This is a genomic window from Pseudomonas sp. FG36 (assembly GCF_057809275.1).
The window spans coordinates 99,564-123,111 of the sequence record NZ_JBMDJQ010000009.1 but is presented as its reverse complement, the minus strand read 5'-3'; the positions used below and the strand labels follow the sequence as shown (position 1 = coordinate 123,111).

Annotated in this window: 20 protein-coding genes; 18 read left to right on the top strand and 2 right to left on the bottom strand. The window is 63.8% G+C overall.

From position 1 onward, the window contains the following. Positions 1-2: 2 nt before the first annotated feature. Positions 3-305, bottom strand: coding sequence for a hypothetical protein (locus ACODS9_RS09865; protein WP_046855047.1), 303 nt, complete (start codon positions 303-305; stop codon positions 3-5). Between the two features lie 193 nt (positions 306-498). Here ACODS9_RS09865 and ACODS9_RS09860 point away from each other — a divergent pair, with 193 nt between their 5' ends. Further along, positions 499-927, top strand: a complete 429-nt coding sequence (locus tag ACODS9_RS09860) for a hypothetical protein (RefSeq protein ID WP_489093824.1) — start codon at positions 499-501, stop codon at positions 925-927. A 67-nt stretch (positions 928-994) separates the two neighbouring features. Then, the gene (gene fusA, locus ACODS9_RS09855; protein ID WP_489093823.1) at positions 995-3,106 is read left to right on the top strand and encodes an elongation factor G; all 2,112 of its coding nucleotides are present in this window, start codon (positions 995-997) and stop codon (positions 3,104-3,106) included. A 68-nt stretch (positions 3,107-3,174) separates the two neighbouring features. Here the strand turns inward: fusA and ACODS9_RS09850 are convergent, their stop codons facing one another. Further along, positions 3,175-4,617 (bottom strand): SulP family inorganic anion transporter, encoded by a 1,443-nt coding sequence (locus ACODS9_RS09850; protein ID WP_401109465.1) that lies wholly within the window; start codon positions 4,615-4,617, stop codon positions 3,175-3,177. Between the two features lie 172 nt (positions 4,618-4,789). Between ACODS9_RS09850 and ACODS9_RS09845 the strand changes: the two genes are divergently transcribed. The 16 genes from ACODS9_RS09845 (at position 4,790) to nuoN (ending at position 23,508) form a co-directional block, all read left to right on the top strand. Next, positions 4,790-5,554: a secretin N-terminal domain-containing protein gene (locus tag ACODS9_RS09845; RefSeq protein WP_489093822.1), complete on the top strand. Its 765-nt coding sequence runs from the start codon at positions 4,790-4,792 to the stop codon at positions 5,552-5,554. 490 nt (positions 5,555-6,044) lie between these two features. Beyond that, a complete protein-coding gene (gene aceA, locus ACODS9_RS09840) occupies positions 6,045-7,370 on the top strand; it encodes an isocitrate lyase (RefSeq protein WP_046855043.1) in 1,326 nt (441 codons plus the stop codon). 138 nt (positions 7,371-7,508) lie between these two features. Next, the gene (locus ACODS9_RS09835) at positions 7,509-8,171 is read left to right on the top strand and encodes a lysoplasmalogenase (RefSeq protein ID WP_489093821.1); all 663 of its coding nucleotides are present in this window, start codon (positions 7,509-7,511) and stop codon (positions 8,169-8,171) included. A 380-nt stretch (positions 8,172-8,551) separates the two neighbouring features. Then, entirely contained in the window at positions 8,552-8,965 is a 414-nt protein-coding gene (locus ACODS9_RS09830) for an NADH-quinone oxidoreductase subunit A (RefSeq protein WP_011534614.1), read from the top strand. A 9-nt stretch (positions 8,966-8,974) separates the two neighbouring features. Beyond that, positions 8,975-9,652 carry a NuoB/complex I 20 kDa subunit family protein gene (locus ACODS9_RS09825; protein WP_008096180.1) on the top strand — a complete coding sequence of 226 codons (678 nt, stop codon included), beginning with the start codon at positions 8,975-8,977 and terminating at the stop codon, positions 9,650-9,652. A gap of 79 nt (positions 9,653-9,731) precedes the next feature. Further along, the gene (gene nuoC / locus ACODS9_RS09820) at positions 9,732-11,513 is read left to right on the top strand and encodes an NADH-quinone oxidoreductase subunit C/D (protein ID WP_046855041.1); all 1,782 of its coding nucleotides are present in this window, start codon (positions 9,732-9,734) and stop codon (positions 11,511-11,513) included. A 2-nt stretch (positions 11,514-11,515) separates the two neighbouring features. After that, positions 11,516-12,013 (top strand): NADH-quinone oxidoreductase subunit NuoE, encoded by a 498-nt coding sequence (gene nuoE / locus ACODS9_RS09815; RefSeq protein WP_012313767.1) that lies wholly within the window; start codon positions 11,516-11,518, stop codon positions 12,011-12,013. Continuing rightward, the gene (gene nuoF / locus ACODS9_RS09810; RefSeq protein WP_139670024.1) at positions 12,010-13,374 is read left to right on the top strand and encodes an NADH-quinone oxidoreductase subunit NuoF; all 1,365 of its coding nucleotides are present in this window, start codon (positions 12,010-12,012) and stop codon (positions 13,372-13,374) included. The genes nuoE and nuoF overlap by 4 nt, the downstream gene beginning before the upstream one ends. 132 nt (positions 13,375-13,506) lie before the next feature. Next, positions 13,507-16,221, top strand: a complete 2,715-nt coding sequence (gene nuoG, locus ACODS9_RS09805; protein WP_367858858.1) for an NADH-quinone oxidoreductase subunit NuoG — start codon at positions 13,507-13,509, stop codon at positions 16,219-16,221. Continuing rightward, on the top strand, positions 16,218-17,225 hold the full coding sequence (gene nuoH / locus ACODS9_RS09800) for an NADH-quinone oxidoreductase subunit NuoH (RefSeq protein ID WP_367858859.1): 1,008 nt from the start codon (positions 16,218-16,220) through the stop codon (positions 17,223-17,225). Before nuoG ends, nuoH begins: the two co-directional genes overlap by 4 nt. Before the next feature lie 11 nt (positions 17,226-17,236). Then, positions 17,237-17,785, top strand: coding sequence for an NADH-quinone oxidoreductase subunit NuoI (gene nuoI, locus ACODS9_RS09795; RefSeq protein WP_003251442.1), 549 nt, complete (start codon positions 17,237-17,239; stop codon positions 17,783-17,785). Between the two features lie 10 nt (positions 17,786-17,795). Beyond that, on the top strand, positions 17,796-18,296 hold the full coding sequence (gene nuoJ, locus ACODS9_RS09790) for an NADH-quinone oxidoreductase subunit J (RefSeq protein WP_023631348.1): 501 nt from the start codon (positions 17,796-17,798) through the stop codon (positions 18,294-18,296). 3 nt (positions 18,297-18,299) lie between these two features. Beyond that, positions 18,300-18,608 (top strand): NADH-quinone oxidoreductase subunit NuoK, encoded by a 309-nt coding sequence (nuoK, locus tag ACODS9_RS09785; RefSeq protein WP_023631349.1) that lies wholly within the window; start codon positions 18,300-18,302, stop codon positions 18,606-18,608. Then, the gene (nuoL, locus tag ACODS9_RS09780; RefSeq protein ID WP_023631350.1) at positions 18,605-20,458 is read left to right on the top strand and encodes an NADH-quinone oxidoreductase subunit L; all 1,854 of its coding nucleotides are present in this window, start codon (positions 18,605-18,607) and stop codon (positions 20,456-20,458) included. The genes nuoK and nuoL overlap by 4 nt, the downstream gene beginning before the upstream one ends. A gap of 40 nt (positions 20,459-20,498) precedes the next feature. Then, on the top strand, positions 20,499-22,031 hold the full coding sequence (gene nuoM / locus ACODS9_RS09775; RefSeq protein WP_038706425.1) for an NADH-quinone oxidoreductase subunit M: 1,533 nt from the start codon (positions 20,499-20,501) through the stop codon (positions 22,029-22,031). A gap of 7 nt (positions 22,032-22,038) precedes the next feature. Beyond that, positions 22,039-23,508 carry an NADH-quinone oxidoreductase subunit NuoN gene (gene nuoN / locus ACODS9_RS09770; RefSeq protein ID WP_046855037.1) on the top strand — a complete coding sequence of 490 codons (1,470 nt, stop codon included), beginning with the start codon at positions 22,039-22,041 and terminating at the stop codon, positions 23,506-23,508. Positions 23,509-23,548: the final 40 nt, after the last annotated feature.

The window sequence follows — 23,548 nt, the reverse complement described above, 5'->3', positions numbered from 1 at the left end:
GCTTACAGGCCCAGCTCTTCGGGGGTGGGCATGTCGCATTCGAAGGCGATCCAGCCGCCTTCGAGTTCGGCATGGCCGTTGACGATCAGGCCGTAGTAAGTAAGGCCATTTTCCAACGTGACGCAGATGTGCGTGGCACCTTTTTCCGGTGCCGCGAGCGTTCCGACGAAATGCACCTTCTTCAACACTTCGGTTACCGCCTCGAGGCCCACGCGCATGTTGCTGTTCTCCGAAGCCTCGGTATCGCCCCCACGGTCTTCGGCGCTGACGGTCACGGTGGCGATGTAGGGGTATTTGCTGCTCAAGCGGGGTTACCTCGGGGTATGGGGCTGGAAATGGGTGACAAGAGTACGGCAGACGCTCGGGGTTGTCTCTACCGGCTCATCGCGGGGCAGGCCCGCTCCCACGAGAGGCCCTGCGACCTGGCTGACATGGCCTCGCGGGCGCCGATCTGTTAGGGTGCCCGCCGATGCACGCCACACCACGCGAGGATACCGAGTGAGCGCAGAACAACCCCTGATCGCCGACCTGTTCGAGGTCGACAAACGCCTGACCCTCAAGCCCGTCGTGGACTTCAACGCCTACCTGCGCAACGCCTTCGGCGACGGCCCCTGCCGCTGCCACCGCTGCGTCGAGGGCAATGGCGACGAGAGCAGCTACAGCCACCGCCACAGCTTCGAACTGGAAGGCCGCACCCTGCACCGACGCTTTGCCAGCACCGCTGGCAGCGACGTGTTGATGGTGCTGAAGAAGGCCTGGCTGTCCTACACCAAGGCCGAACTGATCACCGTCGGCGCGCTGGACATGGCTACCCTCAAGGCCTTCACCGACACAGCCCTGCACGAACGCCTGCTGGCCCTGTTGCCGGCCAGCGGCCTGGCGCGTGAAGCCGAGGGCCAATGGCAGCTGCAGGTGCTCGCCGACTGACGGTCGCCCCGGCAGGATTCTCCCGCTCTGCTACCTTGGGAGAATCCTCACCCGCAGGTGACCCGCCATGGCCCGCACGACTCCCATCGAGCTGTACCGCAATATCGGCATTGTCGCTCACGTGGATGCCGGCAAGACCACCACCACCGAACGGATCCTGTTCTACACCGGGGTCAACCACAAGATGGGCGAGGTGCACGACGGCGCCGCGACCATGGACTGGATGGCTCAGGAGCAGGAGCGCGGCATCACCATCACCTCGGCGGCCACCACGGCCTTCTGGCAGGGTTCGACCAAGCAGTTCGAGCACAAGTACCGCTTCAATATCATCGACACCCCCGGCCACGTCGACTTCACCATCGAGGTGGAGCGCTCGCTGCGCGTGCTCGATGGCGCGGTAGTGGTATTCAGCGGCGCCGACGGGGTCGAGCCGCAGTCCGAGACGGTGTGGCGCCAGGCCAACAAGTACCATGTGCCGCGCCTGGCCTACATCAACAAGATGGACCGCCAGGGCGCGGACTTCCTACGCGTTGTGAAGCAGATCGACCAACGCCTGGGCCACCACCCGGTACCGATCCAGCTGGCCATCGGCAGCGAGGAAAACTTCATCGGCCAGATCGACCTGGTGAAGATGAAGGCCATCTACTGGAACGACGCAGACAACGGCACCAGCTACCGCGAAGAAGAGATTCCCGCCGAACTGCAGGCACTGGCGGACGAATGGCGCGCGCACATGATCGAAGCCGCCGCCGAGGCCAATGACGAACTGACCGTGAAGTTCCTCGAAGGTGAAGAGCTGAGCGTCGACGAGATCAAGGCCGCCCTGCGCCAACGCACCATCGCCAACGAAATCGTCCCGACCATCCTCGGCTCGTCATTCAAGAACAAGGGCGTGCCGCTGATGCTCGACGCGGTGATCGACTACCTGCCCGCCCCGTCCGAAATCCCGGCGATCAAGGGCACCGACCCGGACGATGAAGAGAAGCACCTGGAACGCCACGCCGACGACAAGGAGCCGTTCTCGGCCCTGGCCTTCAAGATCGCCACCGACCCGTTCGTCGGCACCCTGACCTTCGCCCGGGTATATTCGGGCGTGCTCAGCTCGGGCAATGCGGTGCTCAACTCGGTCAAGGGCAAGAAAGAGCGGATCGGCCGCATGGTGCAGATGCATGCCAACCAGCGCGCCGAGATCAAGGACGTGTGCGCCGGCGATATCGCCGCACTGATCGGCATGAAGGACGTGACTACCGGCGACACCCTGTGCGACATGGACAAGCCGATCATCCTTGAGCGCATGGATTTCCCCGACCCGGTGATCTCGGTGGCGGTGGAGCCGAAGACCAAGGGCGACCAGGAGAAAATGGGCATCGCCCTGGGCAAGCTGGCCCAGGAGGACCCGTCGTTCCGGGTCAAGACCGACGAGGAAACCGGCCAGACCATCATCTCCGGCATGGGCGAGCTGCACCTGGACATCATCGTCGACCGCATGCGCCGCGAGTTCAACGTCGAAGCCAATATCGGCAAGCCGCAGGTGGCGTACCGCGAGAAGATCCGCAACACCTGCGAGATCGAAGGGCGTTTCGTGCGCCAATCGGGCGGGCGCGGCCAGTATGGCCATTGCTGGATCCGCTTCGCCCCGGGCGACGAAGGCAAGGAAGGCCTGGAGTTCGTCAACGAGATCGTCGGCGGCGTGGTGCCTCGCGAGTACATCCCGGCGATCCAGAAAGGCATCGAGGAGCAGATGAAGAACGGCGTGCTCGCCGGCTACCCGCTGATCAACCTCAAGGCGGCGGTGTTCGACGGCTCGTACCACGACGTCGACTCCAACGAGATGGCCTACAAGATTGCCGCCTCCATGGCCACCAAGCAGCTTTCGCAGAAAGGTGGCGCGGTGCTGCTGGAGCCGGTGATGAAGGTCGAGGTGGTGACGCCCGAGGAGTACCAGGGCGATATCCTCGGCGACCTGAGCCGGCGCCGGGGCATGATCCAGGATGGCGACGAGACCCCGGCCGGCAAGGTGATCCGTGCCGAGGTGCCGCTGGGCGAGATGTTCGGCTACGCCACCTCGATGCGCTCGATGACCCAGGGCCGGGCGAGTTTCTCGATGGAGTTCACCCGCTACGCCGAGGCGCCGGCGAGCATTGCCGATGGCATCGTCAAGAAAAACCGCGGGGAGTAAGCCTTTCTCCTATAACGGCCCTATCGCCGGCAAGCCGGCGATAGGGCCGTTGCAGGCAACCATTGCCTTCAATGCTGCTCCCCTGCCCGCTTCAACAGCTTCTTGCAGCGCTCGGAAAGATGCACCACCCGCAACTGCTTGCCCGCCTTGGCATAGCGCTCGCGCAGGGTCTTCAGCGCCGCTACCGCCGAATAATCGACAAAGCTCAGGTGCTGGCAATCCAGCGTCACCTTGGCCGGGTCGTTGGCCGGGTCGAACTGGTTGAGAAACGGTGTGGTCGAGGCGAAGAACAGCGTGCCGTGCACCTGGTAATGCTTGCTCCCCTCGGCGTCCTCATGAATATCGGCATACAGCTCGCGGGCGTGCTGCCAGGCAAAATTGATGGCGGCGATGACGATACCGAACAGCACCGCCATGGCCAGGTCGGTGAACACCGTGACCACGGTCACGGCGATGATCGCCAGCACATCGCTCACCGGCACCTTGTGCAGCACCCGTAGCGACGCCCAGGCGAAGGTCTGCTGGGCCACCACGAACATCACCCCGACCAGCGCCGCCAGCGGAATACGCTCGATCAACGGTGACAGGAACAGCACGAACAGCAGGATCATCACCCCCGCCACCACGCCCGACAGTCGGCCACGGCCATTGGAGCTGAGGTTGATCACGGTCTGGCCGATCATCGCGCAGCCACCCATGCCGCCGCACAGGCCCGAGACCATATTGGCCGCCCCCAGGGCCACGCACTCGCGGTCCGGGTAACCGCGGCTTTCCGTGACCTCGTCGGTGAGGTTGAGGGTCAGCAGGGTTTCCAGCAGGCCGACCATGGCCATCAGCACCGCGTAGGGCGCGATGATCTTCAAGGTCTCGAGGTTCCAGGGGATGTCCGGCAGCGCCAGTGTCGGCAGGCCGCCGGCGATGTGCGCCATATCGCCGAGGGTGCGGGTTGGCAGCCCCAGCAGATAGACCAGCAGGCCGACGCCGAGGATCGCCACCAGCGCCGGCGGCACGGCGCGGGTCAGCCTGGGAAGCACATAGACCACCAGCATGGTCAACGCCACCAGGCCGATCATCAGGTACAGCGGCGCGCCGCTGAGCCAGTGCTCGCCTTCCTTGAAGTGCTCCAGCTGGGCCAGGGCGATGACGATAGCCAGGCCGTTGACGAAGCCGAGCATCACCGGGTACGGCACCAGGCGCACCAGCTTGCCCAGGCGCAGCGCGCCGAACAGGATCATCACCACCCCGCCCAGCAGCACCGTGGCCAGCAGGTACTGGACGCCGTGCTGCACCACCAGGGCGACAATGACCACCGCCATCGAGCCGGCGGCGCCGGAGATCATCCCCGGGCGGCCGCCGAACAGCGCGGTCAGGGTGCAGATGATGAAGGCCCCGTACAGGCCCATCAGCGGGTTGAGGTGGGCCACCAGGGCAAAAGCGATGCACTCCGGTACCAGGGCGAACGAAGTGGTCAGGCCGGCGAGCAGGTCGGCGCGTAGGCGTGCGGGTTTCATGGGGGTCCTGTAAGCAGCCTCGGCGCAGAACGTTGTGTGGGAGCGCCTGAGGAGTGAGCCTGAAGTCGAGGGCCGCGATGTTACGGAATTTGCCTGACTGCAACCACTGAAAAGCCAACCTGTGCATGCCGCTGTGATCCACAACCAGCAAGATGCCGACAAATTTGCCATCATGTTCATTCCACCCGCGGAGATCATGGACATGCCGCTACGCCCCCTCCTCGCCTCGCTGCTGCTGGCCGCCAGCCTTACCGCCCAGGCCGCCACCGAGGTCATTCCCCTGCAACACCGCAGCAGCGCCGAACTGCTGCCCGCCGCCCAGTCCTTCCTCGGCAAGGACGGCAGCGTCAGCACCTTCGAGGACAAGCTGATCGTCAACGCCAGCCAGGAACGCATCGACGACCTGCGCGCCCTGCTGCAACAGCTCGATACCGCGCCAAAACGCCTGCTGATCAGCGTCGACAACAACGACAGCAACTTCCAGGACAACCGCGGCAACGCCCGCGTGATCCGCTACGGCACCGCCAACCGCGAAGGCGGCATGCAGCAGGTGCAGGCCAGCGACGGGCAGCCGGCGCTGATCCAGGTGGGCCAGAGCATCCCCGTCACCAGTAGCTCGACCGATGGATACGGGCGCATCCAGAGCAACACCGAATACCGCAACGTGACCCAGGGTTTCTACGTCACGCCACGCCTTAGTGGTGACACGGTTCGCCTGCAAATCAGCACCAATAATGATCGAATGAGCCAGGAACGTGCCGATGTAGTGAAAGTGCAAAGCACCGACACGACCGTTACCGGCAAGCTCGGCGAGTGGATCACCCTGGCCGGGTTCAACCAGCAGAGCCAATCCGAACGCAGCGCGTCAAGCCTCAGTTACAGCACCCAGCGCGGTGAAAACATGACTTTGCGGGTCAAAGTCGACCTTCTCGACTGACCCCAGGCAATTCAAGGCCTCGACCAAGGGCCTTGAAACTGACCGCCAAGTCGCATTAGACCAAAGATGTAGTAAGCCGAAAAAAGCACTACAAAATGTTTGACAGGCTCTTTTCGCCAAGGGCATGATGGCCTCGCTCCCGCTAATCAGAGGCCCTGGCAAGGGTCTTCGAGGTGCGCTCCTCCCACCGTGGAGGCACCTCGTGTCCATACGGCCCACAAGGCGGTTCGACGGGATTGCGACTGCAACGAAGAAGTTGTCCCGAGGGACGGAAGCGCATCACCGCAGTTCTGGCAATCGCGTCGCACCGCAGCAAGGCATCCACGAGCCAACCTGCAGGGCACACCTTCGCCTGGCCTGCCCACCCTTCCCCTTCGCACTTCCCCGTTCGCCGCCGCACTCCCCCGGACAGCACAGCCTGGCCCTCTGACCCGCGTATCCGAGCATCAGCACAATTACACTCAAGATCGATGCGACGAGGTTTATTTCCATGGCACTGACACGCGAACAGCAAATTGCAGCCCTCGAGAAAGACTGGGCCGAAAACCCGCGCTGGAAAGGCGTGACCCGTACCTACACCGCCGCCGATGTCGTTCGCCTGCGTGGCTCGCTGCAACCGGAGCACACCCTGGCTCGCCAGGGCGCGGAAAAACTGTGGAAGCTGGTCACCCAAGGTGCCCACCCGTCCTTCCGCCCTGAAAAAGATTTCGTCAACTGCATGGGCGCTCTGACCGGCGGCCAGGCAGTGCAACAGGTCAAGGCCGGCATCCAGGCCATCTACCTGTCCGGCTGGCAGGTTGCCGCCGACAACAACTCGGCCGAGTCGATGTACCCCGACCAGTCGCTGTACCCGGTCGACTCGGTGCCGACCGTGGTCAAGCGCATCAACAACTCGTTCCGCCGCGCCGACCAGATCCAGTGGAAAGCTGGCAAGAACCCGGGTGACGATGGCTACATCGACTACTTCGCACCGATCGTGGCTGACGCCGAAGCCGGTTTCGGCGGCGTACTGAACGCCTACGAACTGATGAAGAACATGATCGAAGCGGGCGCCGCCGGCGTGCACTTCGAAGACCAGCTGGCCTCGGTGAAAAAATGCGGCCACATGGGCGGCAAGGTACTGGTACCGACCCAGGAAGCCGTACAGAAGCTGGTGGCTGCCCGTCTGGCCGCCGACGTTGCCGGTGTACCGACCATCATCCTGGCCCGTACCGACGCCAACGCCGCCGACCTGCTGACTAGCGACTGCGACCCGTACGACCAGCCGTTCGTGATCGGCGACCGTACCCGTGAAGGCTTCTACAAAGTCCGCGCCGGCCTCGACCAGGCGATCTCCCGCGGCCTGGCCTACGCGCCGTATGCCGACCTGATCTGGTGCGAAACCGCCAAGCCGGACCTGGACGAAGCCCGTCGCTTCGCCGAAGCAATCAAGAAGGAATACCCGGACCAACTGCTGTCGTACAACTGCTCGCCTTCCTTCAACTGGAAGAAGAACCTGGACGACGCCACCATCGCCAAGTTCCAGCGCGAACTGTCGGCCATGGGCTACAAGCACCAGTTCATCACCCTGGCCGGCATCCACAACATGTGGCACGGCATGTTCAACCTGGCGCACGACTACGCCCGCAACGACATGACCGCCTACGTGAAGCTGCAAGAGCAGGAATTCGCTGACGCCAGCAAAGGCTACACCTTCGTGGCGCACCAGCAGGAAGTCGGCACCGGCTACTTCGACGACATGACCACCGTGATCCAGGGTGGCGCTTCGTCGGTTACCGCACTGACCGGTTCGACCGAGGAAGAACAGTTCCACTGAGTCTGGTGAACTGTTGAACAGGAAGGCCCGAGGCTTGTGAAAGCCCTGGGCCTTTCTTATTGCCCCGAGAAAGGGCCGACACGGGCAATACCGCAGATCAGGTCTATGCTTGTGGCTACCCAGCAGCAAGGACCGCCCATGCCTCGTCCAAGCCACCTGATCCTGATCGCCGTCGCAGCCGCTGCCCTCTATATATACGCACTGGCCAGCGACAACGCCCTGCTCGGCCTCCTGATCAAACCCATCCCGGTCCTGAGCCTGATCGCCTGGCTGAGGACCATGCCCACCACGCCCTACCGTCGCTGGATCATGATCGGCCTGGCCTTCTCGGTACTCGGCGATATCCTCCTGGCCATCCCCCGCGATCTGTTCGTGTTCGGCCTGGCCGCATTCCTTTGCGCCCACCTGGCATACCTTCGCGGTTACTGCAGCCTGACCCAACGCCCGGCCTACCCCTCACTGGCCTTCGCACTGCTGGTGGGCGCCTCGCTGTTCGGCCTGCTCGCCAGCCACGGCCTGGGCCCACTGCTGGTCCCGGTGGCACTGTATGCCCTGGCGATCGGCTGCATGCTCTGGCGAGCCCTGGCCTGTGGCGGTGTCGCCGCACTGGGGGCCTGCGCCTTCGTGTTCTCCGACAGCCTGATCGGCATCGACCGCTTCGTCAGCCCGTTCGCCGCTGCCGAGTACCTGATCATCCTGTCCTACTGGCTCGGCCAGTGGCTCATTGCCGCGTCGGTCAGCCGTAGCACAAACGACAAAGTATTGATCCAGAGCGGTACGCGCAGCGCCGGAAGCTGCTAGAACGAGAGTTTTTCGCATTTGCAAGTGGGCAGATCGGCAGATGAACTTTGCAAGGCCCAGAACAGCTAAAACAATACAGCCCAGGTTAAATGATATTAATTATCATTACGCAACTAGCCAGTCATTACGCGGGGTAAGAAACATAATTAACAAATCCGCGTGCAATGCCCGAAACTCAAGGCTTTCAGCCAGTTACGAAAGATTTTTGTTCTTAAACCTACGAATAAATTTGCAACGGAAATTTTACTTGCACTGGGTTTACCCATAAAATCAGCGCGATTGATTCAGCTGCGACATTTGGTCACTGCGTCTGCGACACCACGTCGCCGCTCTACTTATTTCAGACTGCAGAGCTGGGTCTCTGTATAAGGATTTCTAGCATGTCCGATTCGGCAGGACTCATCGCCCACAACTGGGGCTTTGCCATCTTCCTCCTGGGTGTCGTCGGCCTGTGTGCCTTCATGCTCGGCCTGTCCAGCCTGCTCGGTAGCAAGGCCTGGGGTCGCGCCAAGAACGAACCCTTCGAATCCGGCATGCTGCCCGTCGGCAGCGCCCGCCTGCGCCTGTCCGCCAAATTCTATCTGGTCGCGATGCTGTTCGTGATCTTCGATATCGAAGCCCTCTTCCTGTATGCATGGTCTGTGTCCGTCCGCGAAAGCGGCTGGACCGGATTCGTCGAAGCACTCGTTTTCATAGCAATTCTGTTGGCAGGTCTTGTCTACCTATGGCGCGTCGGAGCTCTTGACTGGGCACCCGAAGGTCGCCGCAAGCGGCAAGCGAAGCTGAAACAATGAGGCTTTGGCATGCAATACAATCTCACCAGAATCGATCCGGACGCACCTAACGAGCAGTATCCGGTCGGTGAGCGGGAAACCGTCACCGATCAACTGCTGGAAGACCAGGTCCACAAGAACATCTACATGGGGAAACTCGAGGATGTGCTGCGTGGCGCGGTCAACTGGGGTCGCAAGAACTCCCTCTGGCCGTACAACTTCGGCCTGTCCTGCTGCTACGTGGAAATGACCACGGCCTTCACGGCACCCCACGACATCGCCCGCTTCGGCGCCGAAGTCATCCGGGCTTCGCCGCGTCAGGCCGACTTCATGGTCATCGCCGGTACCTGCTTCGTGAAGATGGCGCCGATCATCCAGCGCCTGTACGAGCAGATGCTCGAGCCCAAGTGGGTCATCTCCATGGGTTCGTGCGCCAACTCCGGCGGCATGTACGACATCTACTCGGTCGTTCAGGGGGTCGACAAGTTCCTCCCCGTGGACGTGTACGTGCCTGGCTGCCCGCCGCGCCCCGAGGCGTTCCTGCAAGGCTTGATGCTGCTGCAGGAGTCGATCGGCCAGGAGCGACGCCCGCTTTCCTGGGTTGTTGGCGATCAAGGCATCTACCGTGCCGAGATGCCCGCCCAGAAAGACCTGCGTCGCGAACAGCGTATCGCGGTAACCAACCTGCGCAGCCCCGACGAAGTCTGATCCAGCGACCTGCCGCCCGCTCCCCCAGGAGCCGGCGGCCTGGCTTCATTCTTAACGTTGACCCAAAGCGACCGAGACCATGACAGCGGACAACGCTATTTATATTCCGCCTTACAAGGCTGACGACCAGGATGTGGTCGTCGAACTGCACAACCGATTCGGCGCCGACGCTTTCGTCGCCCAGGAAACCCGCACCGGCATGCCGGTACTGTGGGTAAAGCGTGCCCAGCTCAAAGAAGTACTCTCCTTCCTGCGCAACGTCGCCAAGCCGTACAGCATGCTGTACGACCTACACGGCGTCGACGAGCGCCTGCGCACCCAACGCCGCGGCCTGCCGGCCGCCGACTTCAGCGTGTTCTACCATCTGCTGTCGGTCGAGCGTAACAGCGACGTGATGATCAAGGTGTCGCTGAGCGAAGGCGACCTGAACCTGCCGACCGTCACCGGTATCTGGCCCAACGCCAACTGGTACGAGCGTGAAGTCTGGGACATGTTCGGCATCGACTTCGCCGGCCACCCGCACCTGAGCCGCATCATGATGCCGCCGACCTGGGAAGGTCACCCGCTGCGCAAGGACTACCCGGCCCGCGCCACCGAATTCGACCCCTACAGCCTGACCCTGGCCAAGCAGCAGCTTGAAGAGGAATCGGCACGTTTCAACCCGGAAGCCTGGGGCATGAAGCGTTCGGGCGCCAACGAGGACTACATGTTCCTCAACCTCGGCCCCAACCACCCTTCGGCCCACGGTGCCTTCCGTATCGTCCTGCAGCTGGACGGCGAAGAGATCGTCGACTGCGTGCCGGATATCGGCTACCACCACCGTGGCGCCGAGAAGATGGCCGAGCGTCAGTCGTGGCACAGCTTCATCCCCTACACCGACCGTATCGACTACCTCGGCGGGGTGATGAACAACCTGCCGTACGTACTGGCGGTAGAGAAGCTGGCCGGCATCCAGGTGCCGCAGAAGGTCGACGTGATCCGCATCATGCTCGCCGAATTCTTCCGCATCACCAGCCACCTGCTGTTCCTGGGTACCTATATCCAGGACGTCGGCGCCATGACCCCGGTGTTCTTCACCTTCACCGACCGCCAGCGCGCCTACACCGTGATCGAGGCGATCACCGGTTTCCGCCTGCACCCGGCCTGGTACCGCATCGGTGGCGTCGCCCACGACCTGCCGCGCGGCTGGGACAAGCTGGTCAAGGACTTCGTCGAATGGCTGCCCAAGCGCCTCGACGAATACACCAAGGCCGCCCTGCAGAACAGCATCCTCAAGGGCCGTACCATTGGCGTCGCCGCGTACAACACCAAGGAGGCCCTGGAATGGGGCACCACCGGTGCCGGCCTGCGTTCCACCGGCTGCGACTTCGACCTGCGTAAAGCCCGCCCCTACTCCGGCTACGAGAACTTCGAATTCGAAGTACCGCTGGCCCACAACGGCGATGCCTACGATCGCTGCATGGTCCGTGTCGAGGAGATGCGCCAGAGTATCCGCATCATCGACCAGTGCCTGCGCAACATGCCGGAAGGCCCGTACAAGGCGGACCACCCGCTGACCACGCCGCCGCCGAAAGAGCGCACCCTGCAGCACATCGAGACCTTGATCACCCACTTCCTGCAAGTCTCGTGGGGCCCGGTCATGCCGGCCAACGAGTCGTTCCAGATGATCGAGGCGACCAAGGGCATCAACAGTTACTACCTGACGAGCGATGGCGGCACCATGAGCTACCGCACCCGGATCCGTACCCCGAGCTACCCGCACCTGCAGCAGATCCCTTCGGTGATCAAAGGCAGCATGGTCGCGGACCTGATCGCGTACCTGGGCAGTATCGACTTCGTTATGGCTGACGTGGACCGCTAAGCATGAACAGCACGCTTATCCAAACCGACCGTTTCGCCCTGAGCGAAACCGAGCGCTCGGCCATCGAGCACGAGATGCACCACTACGAGGACCCGCGCGCGGCGTCCATCGAAGCCCTGAAGATCGTGCAGAAAGAGCGCGGCTGGGTGCCGGACGGCGCCATCTACGCCATCGGCGAAGTGCTGGGCATCCCCGCCAGCGACGTCGAGGGCGTGGCCACCTTCTACAGCCAGATCTTCCGCCAGCCGGTCGGCCGCCACATCATCCGCGTATGCGACAGCATGGTCTGCTACATCGGCGGCCATGAGTCGGTGGTCAGCCAGATCCAGAGCGAGCTGGGCATCGGCCTCGGCCAGACCACCGCCGATGGCCGCTTCACCCTGCTGCCGGTGTGCTGCCTGGGCAACTGCGACAAGGCCCCGGCGCTGATGATCGACGACGACACCTTTGGCGACGTGCAACCTGCCGGCGTCAGCAAGCTGCTGGAGGGTTACGTATGACCATCACTTCCTTCGGCCCGGCCAACCGCATTGCGCGCAGCGCCGAAACCCACCCGCTGACCTGGCGCCTGCGCGACGACGGCGAGCCGGTCTGGCTGGCCGAGTACGAGTCCAAGAACGGCTATGCCGCTGCCCGCAAGGCGCTGGCCGACATGTCCGCCGACGACATCGTGCAAAGCGTCAAGGACTCCGGCCTCAAGGGCCGTGGCGGCGCGGGCTTCCCCACTGGCGTGAAGTGGGGCCTGATGCCCAAAGACGAATCCATGAACATCCGCTACTTGCTGTGCAACGCGGATGAAATGGAGCCGAACACCTGGAAGGACCGCATGCTGATGGAGCAACAGCCCCATCTGCTGGTCGAGGGCATGCTGATCAGCGCCCGCGCCCTGAAGGCCTACCGTGGCTACATCTTCCTGCGTGGCGAATACACCACCGCAGCGAAGAACCTCAACCGCGCCATCGATGAAGCCAAGGCCGCCGGCCTGCTGGGCAAGAACATCCTCGGTTCGGGCTTCGACTTCGAGCTGTTCGTGCACACTGGTGCCGGGCGTTACATCTGCGGTGAAGAAACCGCGTTGATCAACTCCCTCGAAGGCCGTCGCGCCAACCCGCGCTCCAAGCCGCCCTTCCCTGCCGCCGTCGGCGTGTGGGGCAAGCCGACTTGCGTGAACAACGTCGAGACCCTGTGCAACGTGCCGGCCATCGTCGCCAACGGCAATGACTGGTACAAGTCGCTGGCCCGCGAAGGCAGCGAGGACCACGGCACCAAGCTTATGGGCTTCTCCGGCAAGGTGAAGAACCCGGGCCTGTGGGAGCTGCCGTTCGGCGTCACCGCCCGCGAGCTGTTCGAGGACTACGCCGGTGGCATGCGCGACGGCTTCAAGCTCAAGTGCTGGCAGCCTGGCGGCGCCGGTACCGGCTTCCTGCTGCCCGAGCACCTCGATGCGCAGATGTATGCCGGTGGCATCGCCAAGGTCGGCACCCGTATGGGTACTGGCTTGGCCATGGCGGTGGACGACAGCGTCAACATGGTGTCGCTGCTGCGCAACATGGAAGAGTTCTTTGCCCGCGAATCGTGCGGCTGGTGCACCCCTTGCCGTGACGGCCTGCCGTGGAGCGTGAAGATGCTGCGCGCACTGGAAAACGGCCAGGGCCGCGCCGAAGACATCGAGACGCTGCTGGGGCTGGTCAACTTCCTCGGCCCAGGCCGTACCTTCTGTGCTCATGCACCAGGTGCCGTCGAGCCATTGGGCAGTGCCATCAAGTATTTCCGCTCGGAGTTCGAGGCCGGTGTCGCGCCAGCAACTGCTACCGACACCCTGCGCCCAAACCTGGCGAAGCCGATTGTGGTCGGCGCATAAAAAGATAGAACGCGGGTGGTCCGTGCCACCCGCCAGCCTGCAGGCCGGCCCGCATGAAGCGTGGCGTGCCACAGGCTTACAGATTTCCATTAGCCACGCCCGCTCACGCGGGCCAACGAAGAACTTTGAACAATGGCCACTATCCACGTAGACGGCAAAGCGCTCGAAGTCAACGGTGCGGACAACCTGTTACAGGCATGTCTGTCACTCGGCCTCGACATCCCCTATTTCTGCTGGCACCCGGCGCTCGGTAGCGTCGGCGCCTGCCGGCAGTGCGCGGTCAAGCAGTACACCGACGAGAACGACACCCGTGGTCGTATCGTCATGTCCTGCATGACCCCTGCCTCCGACGGCACCTGGATCTCCATCGAAGACGAAGAGTCCAAGGCGTTCCGCGCCAGCGTCGTCGAATGGCTGATGACCAACCACCCGCACGACTGCCCGGTGTGCGAGGAAGGCGGTCACTGCCACCTGCAGGACATGACGGTAATGACCGGCCACAACGAGCGCCGCTACCGTTTCACCAAGCGTACCCACCAGAACCAGGACCTCGGCCCGTTCATCGCCCATGAGATGAACCGCTGCATCGCCTGCTACCGTTGCGTGCGCTACTACAAGGACTACGCCGGCGGCACCGACCTGGGCGTGTACGGCGCCCACGACAACGTGTACTTCGGTCGCGTCGAAGACGGCGTGCTGGAAAGCGAGTTCTCCGGCAACCTCACCGAGGTCTGCCCGACCGGTGTGTTCACCGACAAGACCCACTCCGAGCGCTACAACCGCAAGTGGGACATGCAGTTCGCCCCGAGCATCTGCCACGGCTGCTCCAGCGGTTGCAACATCAGCCCCGGCGAGCGCTACGGCGAACTGCGCCGCATCGAGAACCGCTTCAACGGCTCGGTGAACCAGTACTTCCTGTGCGACCGTGGCCGCTTCGGCTATGGCTACGTCAACCGCAAGGATCGTCCGCGCCAGCCACACCTGGCCGATGGCACCAAGCTGTCCCTCGACGCCGCCCTGGACAAGGCCGCCGACCTGCTGCGCGGCCGCACCATCGTCGGTATCGGCTCGCCACGCGCCAGCCTCGAGAGCAACTACGGCCTGCGCGAGCTGGTCGGTGCCGAGTACTTCTACTCGGGCATGGAAGCCGGTGAGCTCGCCCGCGTACGCCTGGCCCTGAACGTGCTGAACGACAGCCCGCTGCCGGTCCCGACCCTGCGCGACATCGAAGACCACGACGCCGTGTTCGTGCTCGGCGAAGACCTCACCCAGACCGCTGCCCGTGTCGCCCTGGCCGTGCGCCAGGCCACCAAGGGCAAGGCCGAGGCCATGGCCGACGCCATGCGCGTGCAGCCTTGGCTGGACGCCGCGGTGAAGAACATCGGCCAGCACGCGCTGTACCCGCTGTTCATCGCATCCTTGGCTGAAACCAAGCTGGATGACGTTGCCGAAGAGTGTGTACACGCCGCTCCCGCCGACCTCGCCCGCATCGGTTTCGCCGTGGCCCACGCCATCGACCCGAGCGCGCCTGCCGTTGCCGGCCTGGACGACGAAGCCAAGGCCCTGGCCCAGCGCATCGCCGACGCCCTGGTCGCTGCCCAGCGCCCACTGGTCGTCGCCGGTACCTCGCTGGCGGATCCTGCGCTGATCGAAGCCGCCGCCAACATCGCCAAGGCCCTCAAGCTGCGCGAGAAGAATGGTTCGCTGAGCCTGGTCGTGCCTGAGGCCAACAGCCTCGGTCTGGCGATGATGGGCGGTGAGTCCGTCGACGCGGCGCTGGACGCCGTGATCAGCGGCAAGGCCGACGCCATCGTCGTGCTGGAAAACGACCTGTACGCCCGCGTACCGGCCGCCAAGGTCGATGCAGCCCTGGCCGCGGCCAAGGTGGTAATCGTTGCCGACCACTCGAAAACCCCGACTGTCGACCGCGCCCACCTGGTGCTGCCGGCCGCCTCGTTCGCCGAAGGCGACGGCACTCTGGTCAGCCAGGAAGGCCGTGCCCAGCGCTTCTTCCAGGTGTTCGACCCACAATACCTGGACAGCAGCATCCAGATCCACGAAGGCTGGCGCTGGATGCACGCCCTGCGTGCGACCCTGCTGAACAAGCCGGTGGACTGGACCCAGCTGGACCACGTCACCAGCGCCTGCGCCGAAGCCGCCCCGCAACTGGCCGGCATCGTCAACGCAGCGCCAAGCGCCGCGTTCCGCATCAAGGGCATGAAGCTGGCCCGTGAGCCGCTGCGCTACTCCGGCCGTACCGCCATGCGCGCCAACATCAGCGTGCACGAGCCGCGTACCCCGCAGGACAAGGACACCGCGTTCGCCTTCTCCATGGAAGGCTACTCGGGCTCCGCCGAGCCACGCCAGCAGGTGCCGTTCGCCTGGTCGCCGGGCTGGAACTCGCCGCAAGCCTGGAACAAGTTCCAGGACGAAGTCGGTGGCCACCTGCGTGCCGGTGACCCGGGCGTGCGCCTGATCGAGTCGCAAGGCGATCGCCTGAGCTGGTTCAGCGCCATCCCGGGCGCGTTCAACCCGGCTCGCGGCACCTGGACCGCGGTACCGTTCTTCCACCTGTTCGGCAGCGAAGAGTCCTCCTCCCGCGCCGCCCCGGTGCAGGAGCGCATTCCGGCCGCCTACGTCGGCCTGGCCAAGTCCGAAGCCGACCGCCTGGGCGTCAACGACGGCGCGATGCTGAGCCTGAACGTGGCCGGCGTGTCGCTGCGCCTGCCGCTGCGTATCAATGAAGAACTGGGCGCTGGCCTGGTTGCGTTGCCCAAAGGCCTGGCCGGCATTCCGCCCGCCATCTTCGGTGCAGCCGTCGAAGGCCTGCAGGAGGCAGCACAATGAGCTGGTTCACCCCCGAAGTGATCGACGTGATCATTCAGGTCGTCAAGGCCATCGTGGTGCTGCTGGCCGTGGTGGTCTGCGGCGCCCTGCTCAGCTTCGTCGAGCGTCGTCTGCTGGGCTGGTGGCAGGACCGCTACGGCCCGAACCGCGTCGGCCCGTTCGGCATGTTCCAGATCGCCGCCGACATGCTGAAGATGTTCTTCAAGGAAGACTGGAACCCGCCCTTCGTCGACAAGATGATCTTCACCCTGGCGCCTGTGGTGGCCATGAGTGCGCTGCTGATCGCCTTCTCGATCATCCCGATCACCCCGGGCTGGGGCGTGGCCGACCTGAACATCGGCCTGCTGTTCTTCTTCGCCATGGCCGGCCTGTCGGTCTACGCCGTGCTGTTCGCCGGCTGGTCGTCGAACAACAAGTACGCCCTGCTCGGCAGCCTGCGCGCTTCGGCGCAGACCGTGTCGTACGAAGTGTTCCTGGGCCTGGCGCTGATGGGCGTGGTGGTGCAGGTGGGTTCGTTCAACATGCGCGACATCGTTGACTACCAGGCCCAGAACCTGTGGTTCATCATTCCGCAGTTCTTCGGCTTCTGCACCTTCTTCATCGCTGGCGTCGCCGTGACCCACCGTCACCCGTTCGACCAGCCGGAAGCGGAACAGGAACTGGCCGACGGCTACCACATCGAATACGCCGGCATGAAATGGGGCATGTTCTTCGTCGGTGAGTACATCGGCATCATCCTCATCTCGGCGCTGCTGGTGACCCTGTTCTTCGGTGGCTGGCACGGCCCGTTCGGCATCCTGCCGCAGGTACCGTTCCTGTGGTTCGCGCTGAAGACCGCGTTCTTCATCATGCTGTTCATCCTGCTGCGCGCCTCGATCCCGCGCCCACGCTATGACCAGGTGATGGACTTCAGCTGGAAGTTCTGCCTGCCGCTGACCCTGATCAATTTGCTGGTGACCGCTGCGATCGTGCTCTACAACACGCCAGCCGTCGCGGCCCAGTGAGGATTTGACCCATGTTCAAGTATATCGGCGACATCGTTAAGGGCACCGGCACCCAGCTGCGCAGCCTGGCAATGGTGTTCTCCCACGGGTTCCGCAAGCGCGACACCCTGCAGTACCCCGAAGAACCCGTGTACCTGCCGCCGCGCTACCGTGGCCGCATCGTCCTCACCCGCGACCCCGACGGCGAGGAGCGCTGCGTGGCGTGCAACCTCTGCGCGGTGGCCTGCCCGGTCGGCTGCATCTCGCTGCAGAAGGCCGAGACCGAGGACGGCCGTTGGTATCCCGAGTTCTTCCGCATCAACTTCTCGCGCTGCATCTTCTGCGGCCTGTGCGAAGAGGCGTGCCCGACCACCGCGATCCAGCTGACTCCGGATTTCGAAATGGCCGAGTTCAAGCGTCAGGACCTGGTGTACGAGAAAGAAGATCTGCTGATCTCCGGCCCCGGCAAGAACCCTGACTACAACTTCTACCGTGTTGCGGGTATGGCGATCGCTGGCAAGCCGAAGGGCTCCGCACAGAACGAAGCCGAGCCGATCAACGTGAAGAGCTTGCTCCCATAAGGACAGAAAGATGGAATTCGCTTTCTACTTCGCATCCGGTGTCGCCGTTGTCTCCACGCTGCGCGTGGTGACCGGCACCAACCCGGTGCACGCCCTGCTCTACCTGATCATTTCGCTGATCTCCGTGGCGATGATCTTCTTCTCCCTCGGTGCGCCCTTTGCCGGTGCCCTGGAAGTGATCGCCTACGCCGGTGCCATCATGGTGCTGTTCGTCTTCGTGGTGATGATGCTCAACCTCGGGCCGGCCTCGGTCGCCCAGGAGCGTGGCTGGCTCAAGCCGGGCATCTGGGCGGGGCCGGTGATCCTCGCCGCCCTGCTGCTGCTGGAGCTGCTCTACGTGCTGTTCGTCACCCCGTCGGGCGCGGCCATCAGCGGTACCACCGTCAGCGCCAAAGAGGTCGGCATCAGCCTGTTCGGCCCTTACCTGCTGGTGGTCGAACTGGCCTCGATGCTGCTGCTCGCGGCAGCCGTCACCGCCTTCCACCTGGGCCGCAACGAGGCGAAGGAGTAAATCATGGGTGCTATCCCTCTCGAGCATGGTCTGGCGGTCGCCGGCATCCTGTTCTGCTTAGGTCTGGTTGGCCTGATGGTCCGCCGCAACATTCTCTTCGTGCTCATGAGCCTGGAAGTCATGATGAACGCCGCTGCCCTGGCGTTCATCGTCGCCGGTGCCCGTTGGGTCCAGCCCGACGGCCAGGTGATGTTCATTCTGGTGATCAGCCTGGCAGCCGCCGAGGCCAGCATTGGCCTGGCGATCCTGCTGCAGCTGTATCGCCGCTTCCACACTCTCGACATCGATGCTGCCAGTGAGATGCGCGGATGAACCTTATCTTCCTGACGTTCGTATTCCCCCTGATCGGCTTCCTGCTGCTGTCGTTCTCGCGTGGGCGGTTCTCGGAGAACCTGTCGGCGCTGATCGGCGTCGGCTCGGTCGGTCTGTCGGCGGCCACCGCCGCCTACGTGATCTGGCAGTTCAACGTCGCCCCGCCTGAAGGCGGCGCGTACAGCCAGCTGCTGTGGCAGTGGATGTCGGTGGACGGCTTCGCGCCGAACTTCACCCTGTACGTGGATGGCCTGTCGGTCACCATGCTGGGCGTGGTCACCGGCGTGGGCTTCCTGATCCACCTGTTCGCTTCCTGGTACATGCGTGGCGAAGCCGGCTATTCGCGCTTCTTCTCGTACACCAACCTGTTCATCGCCAGCATGCTGTTCCTGGTGCTGGGCGACAACCTGCTGTTCATCTACTTCGGCTGGGAAGGCGTGGGCCTGTGCTCGTACCTGTTGATCGGTTTCTACTACAGCAACCGCAACAACGGTAACGCGGCACTCAAGGCGTTCATCGTCACCCGTATCGGCGACGTGTTCATGGCCATCGGCCTGTTCATCCTGTTCGTCCAGCTGGGTACCCTGAACGTGCAGGAGCTGCTGGTGCTGGCACCGCAGAAGTTCCAGGCCGGTGACACCTGGATGGTCCTGGCCACCCTGATGCTGCTGGGTGGCGCGGTCGGTAAATCGGCCCAGCTGCCGCTGCAGACCTGGCTGGCCGACGCGATGGCAGGCCCGACCCCGGTTTCGGCACTGATCCACGCCGCCACCATGGTGACCGCGGGCGTGTACCTGATCGCCCGTACCAACGGCCTGTTCCTGCTGGCGCCGGACGTACTGCACCTGGTTGGCGTCGTGGGCGGCGTGACCCTGGTCCTGGCCGGTTTCGCCGCCCTGGTGCAGACCGACATCAAGCGTATCCTCGCCTACTCGACCATGAGCCAGATCGGCTACATGTTCCTGGCCCTGGGCGTCGGCGCCTGGGACGCGGCGATCTTCCACCTGATGACCCACGCCTTCTTCAAGGCCCTGCTGTTCCTTGCCTCGGGTGCGGTGATCGTTGCCTGCCACCATGAGCAGAACATCTTCAAGATGGGCGGCCTGTGGAAGAAGCTGCCGCTGGCCTATGCCAGCTTCGTGGTTGGTGGCGCCGCCCTGGCCGCCCTGCCGATCCTGACCGTGGGCTTCTACTCCAAGGACGAGATCCTCTGGGAAGCCTTCGCCAGCGGCAACAGCGGCCTGCTGTACGCCGGCCTGGTCGGCGCGTTCATGACCTCGCTGTACACCTTCCGCCTGATCTTCATCGCCTTCCACGGCGAAGCCAAGACCGAAGCCCATGCCGGCCACGGCATCAGCCACTGGCTGCCGCTGGGCGTGCTGATCGTGCTGTCGACCTTCGTCGGCGCCTGGATCCACCCGCCACTGGCAGGCGTGCTGCCTGAAAGCGCCGGCCACGCCGGTGGCGAAGCCAAGCACTCGCTGGAAATCGCCTCGGGCGCCATCGCCATCGCCGGTATCCTGCTGTCGGCCCTGCTGTTCCTGGGCAAGCGTCGCCTGGTCACCGCGATCGCCAACAGTGGTATCGGTCGCGTCCTGTCGGCCTGGTGGTTCGCCGCCTGGGGCTTCGACTGGATCTACGACAAGCTCTTCGTCAAACCTTACCTGCTGATCAGCCACATCCTGCGCAAGGATCCGGTTGACCGCAGCATCGGCCTCATTCCTCGCCTGGCTCGCGGCGGTCACGTCGCCATGAGCAAGACCGAGACCGGCCAGCTGCGCTGGTACACCGCTTCGATCGCCGTCGGTGCCGTACTGGTACTCGGTGCCGTGGTAGTGGCCGCGGTATGACCATGAATCTTGCGACTTTGCCAAAGGAAACCAACCCGTCATGATTTTGCCTTGGCTGATCCTGATCCCCTTCATCGGCGGCTTCCTGTGCTGGCTGGGTGAGCGCTTCGGCTCCACCCTGCCGCGCTGGATCGCGCTGCTGACCATGTCCCTGCTGCTCGGCATCGGCCTGTGGCTGTGGGCGAACGGCAACTACACCCTGGCCCCGGCGCCGGGCGCCGAACCGGCCTGGGCCCTCGAATACAAGGTCGAGTGGATCAAGCGCTTCGGCATCAGCATCCACCTGGCCCTCGACGGCCTGTCGCTGCTGATGATCCTGCTTACCGGTCTGCTCGGCGTGCTGTCGGTGCTGTGTTCGTGGAAAGAGATCCAGCGCCACGTCGGCTTCTTCCACCTCAACCTGATGTGGATCCTCGGTGGCGTCGTCGGTGTGTTCCTGGCCCTGGACCTGTTCCTGTTCTTCTTCTTCTGGGAAATGATGCTGGTGCCGATGTACTTCCTCATCGCGCTCTGGGGTCACAGCTCGGCCGATGGCAAGAAGACGCGAATCTACGCGGCGACCAAGTTCTTCATCTTCACCCAGGCCAGCGGCCTGATCATGCTGGTGGCGATCCTCGGCCTGGTGCTGGTCAACTACAACAGCACCGGCGTGATCACCTTCAACTACAGCGACCTGCTCAAGGCCGAGCTGCCGGCTGGCATCGAGTACATCCTGATGCTGGGCTTCTTCATCGCCTTCGCGGTGAAGCTGCCGGTAGTGCCGTTCCACTCCTGGCTGCCTGACGCCCACGCCCAGGCGCCGACCGCAGGTTCCGTGGACCTGGCCGGTATCCTGCTGAAGACCGCGGCCTACGGCCTGCTGCGCTTCGCCCTGCCGCTGTTCCCGAACGCCTCGGCCGAGTTCGCGCCGATCGCCATGACCCTGGGCCTGATCGGTATCTTCTACGGTGCCTTCCTGGCCTTCGCGCAAACCGACATCAAGCGCCTGATCGCCTTCTCCAGCGTCTCGCACATGGGCTTTGTGCTGATCGGCATCTACTCCGGCAGCCAGCAAGCCCTGCAAGGCGCGGTGATCCAGATGCTGGCCCACGGCCTGTCGGCCGCCGCGCTGTTCATCCTGTCCGGCCAGCTGTACGAGCGCCTGCACACCCGTGACATGCGCCAGATGGGTGGCCTGTGGCACCGCATCGCGTATCTGCCAGCCATCAGCCTGTTCTTCGCCGCCGCCTCGCTGGGCCTGCCAGGCACCGGCAACTTCGTCGGCGAGTTCCTGATCCTGATCGGCAGCTTCGCCCACGTCCCATGGATCACCGTGATCGCCACTACCGGCCTGGTGTTCGGCTCGGTGTACTCGCTGATCATGATCCACCGCGCCTACTTCGGCCCGGCCAAGGCCGACACCGTGCTGGCCGGCATGGACAGTCGCGAGCTGATCATGGTGCTGGGCCTGGCTGGCCTCTTGATCCTGCTGGGCGTGTATCCGCAGCCGTTCCTCGACACCTCTGCCGCCACCATGAGCGGTGTGCAGCAGTGGCTCGGTTCCGCTTTCACTCAACTCGCTTCGGCCCGGTAAGAGCGCTATGGAATTCACCACTCAACACTTCATCGCATTGGCGCCGATGCTGATCACCACCATCACCACGGTGGTGGTGATGCTGGCGATCGCCTGGAAGCGCAATCACTCGCAGACTTTCCTGCTGTCCACCGTGGGTCTGAACCTAGCCCTGCTGTCGATCCTGCCGGCACTCAAGGTTGCACCGCTGGCGGTCACCACGCTTGTGACCATCGACAAGTTCGCCTGCCTGTACATGGCGATCATCCTGGTGGCCACCCTGGCCTGCGTCACCCTCGCCCACGCCTACCTCGGCGAAGGCTCCAAAGGTTTCCCGGGCAACCGTGAAGAGCTGTACCTGCTGCTGCTGATGTCGGCACTGGGTGGCCTGGTGCTGGTCAGCGCCAACCACCTGGCCGGCCTGTTCATCGGCCTGGAGCTGCTGTCGGTGCCGGTCTACGGCCTGGTGGCGTATGCGTTCTTCAACAAGCGCTCGCTGGAAGCCGGCATCAAGTACATGGTGCTGTCGGCCGCCGGTTCCGCCTTCCTGCTGTTCGGCATGGCGCTGCTGTATGCCGACGCCGGCGCCCTGACCTTCGACCAGCTGGGCAAGGCCCTGGCCGCCACCAGCATGCCGAGCCTGCTGGCGCAGCTGGGCCTGGGTATGATGCTGGTGGGCCTGGCCTTCAAGCTGTCGCTGGTACCGTTCCACCTGTGGACCCCGGACGTGTACGAAGGCGCCCCGGCGCCGGTGGCCGCGTTCCTGGCCACCGCCAGCAAGGTCGCGGTATTCGCCGTGGTCGTACGCCTGTTCATGCTCTCCCCCGCCGCCAGCAGCGGTGTGCTGAGCACCGTACTGGCAGTCATCGCCGTGGCGTCGATCATCATCGGCAACCTGCTGGCGCTGACCCAGAGCAACCTCAAGCGCCTGCTGGGTTACTCGTCCATCGCCCACTTCGGCTACCTGGTCATCGCCCTGGTCGCCAGCAAGGGCCTGGCCCTGGAAGCCATGGGCGTGTACCTGGTCACCTACGTGATCACCAGCCTCGGCGCCTTCGGCGTGATCACCCTGATGTCCTCGCCATACGCCGGCCGTGACGCCGACGCCCTGTACGAGTACCGCGGCCTGTTCTGGCGCCGTCCGTACCTGACCGCGGTACTGACCGTGATGATGCTGTCGCTGGCCGGTATCCCGCTGACCGCAGGCTTCATCGGCAAGTTCTACATCATCGCCACCGGCGTCGAGTCGCACCTTTGGTGGCTGGTCGGCGCCCTGGTGATCGGTAGCGCCATCGGCGTGTACTACTACCTGCGTGTCATGGTCACCCTGTACCTGGTCGAGCCGAACCTGCGTCGCCACGACGCCCCGCTGAAGTGGGAACAGCGCACCGGCGGCGTGATGCTGCTGGCCATCGCGATCCTTGCCTTCGTGCTGGGCGTGTACCCGCAGCCGCTGCTGGAGATGGTGCAGCAGGCGGGGCTGCAACTGATCGGTTGATCGGCTGACAGCAACACAAGACACCCCGCCTCGGCGGGGT

What these genes read in the sequence shown, in the direction of transcription:
- fusA (WP_489093823.1), top strand. Translation starts at nt 995, where the DNA reads ATGGCCCGCACGACTCCCATCGAGCTGTACCGCAATATCGGCATTGTC.
- ACODS9_RS09850 (WP_401109465.1), bottom strand. Translation starts at nt 4,617, where the DNA reads ATGAAACCCGCACGCCTACGCGCCGACCTGCTCGCCGGCCTGACCACT.
- ACODS9_RS09845 (WP_489093822.1), top strand. Translation starts at nt 4,790, where the DNA reads ATGTTCATTCCACCCGCGGAGATCATGGACATGCCGCTACGCCCCCTC.
- aceA (WP_046855043.1), top strand. Translation starts at nt 6,045, where the DNA reads ATGGCACTGACACGCGAACAGCAAATTGCAGCCCTCGAGAAAGACTGG.
- ACODS9_RS09835 (WP_489093821.1), top strand. Translation starts at nt 7,509, where the DNA reads ATGCCTCGTCCAAGCCACCTGATCCTGATCGCCGTCGCAGCCGCTGCC.
- ACODS9_RS09830 (WP_011534614.1), top strand. Translation starts at nt 8,552, where the DNA reads ATGTCCGATTCGGCAGGACTCATCGCCCACAACTGGGGCTTTGCCATC.
- ACODS9_RS09825 (WP_008096180.1), top strand. Translation starts at nt 8,975, where the DNA reads ATGCAATACAATCTCACCAGAATCGATCCGGACGCACCTAACGAGCAG.
- nuoC (WP_046855041.1), top strand. Translation starts at nt 9,732, where the DNA reads ATGACAGCGGACAACGCTATTTATATTCCGCCTTACAAGGCTGACGAC.
- nuoE (WP_012313767.1), top strand. Translation starts at nt 11,516, where the DNA reads ATGAACAGCACGCTTATCCAAACCGACCGTTTCGCCCTGAGCGAAACC.
- nuoF (WP_139670024.1), top strand. Translation starts at nt 12,010, where the DNA reads ATGACCATCACTTCCTTCGGCCCGGCCAACCGCATTGCGCGCAGCGCC.
- nuoG (WP_367858858.1), top strand. Translation starts at nt 13,507, where the DNA reads ATGGCCACTATCCACGTAGACGGCAAAGCGCTCGAAGTCAACGGTGCG.
- nuoH (WP_367858859.1), top strand. Translation starts at nt 16,218, where the DNA reads ATGAGCTGGTTCACCCCCGAAGTGATCGACGTGATCATTCAGGTCGTC.
- nuoI (WP_003251442.1), top strand. Translation starts at nt 17,237, where the DNA reads ATGTTCAAGTATATCGGCGACATCGTTAAGGGCACCGGCACCCAGCTG.
- nuoJ (WP_023631348.1), top strand. Translation starts at nt 17,796, where the DNA reads ATGGAATTCGCTTTCTACTTCGCATCCGGTGTCGCCGTTGTCTCCACG.
- nuoK (WP_023631349.1), top strand. Translation starts at nt 18,300, where the DNA reads ATGGGTGCTATCCCTCTCGAGCATGGTCTGGCGGTCGCCGGCATCCTG.
- nuoL (WP_023631350.1), top strand. Translation starts at nt 18,605, where the DNA reads ATGAACCTTATCTTCCTGACGTTCGTATTCCCCCTGATCGGCTTCCTG.
- nuoM (WP_038706425.1), top strand. Translation starts at nt 20,499, where the DNA reads ATGATTTTGCCTTGGCTGATCCTGATCCCCTTCATCGGCGGCTTCCTG.
- nuoN (WP_046855037.1), top strand. Translation starts at nt 22,039, where the DNA reads ATGGAATTCACCACTCAACACTTCATCGCATTGGCGCCGATGCTGATC.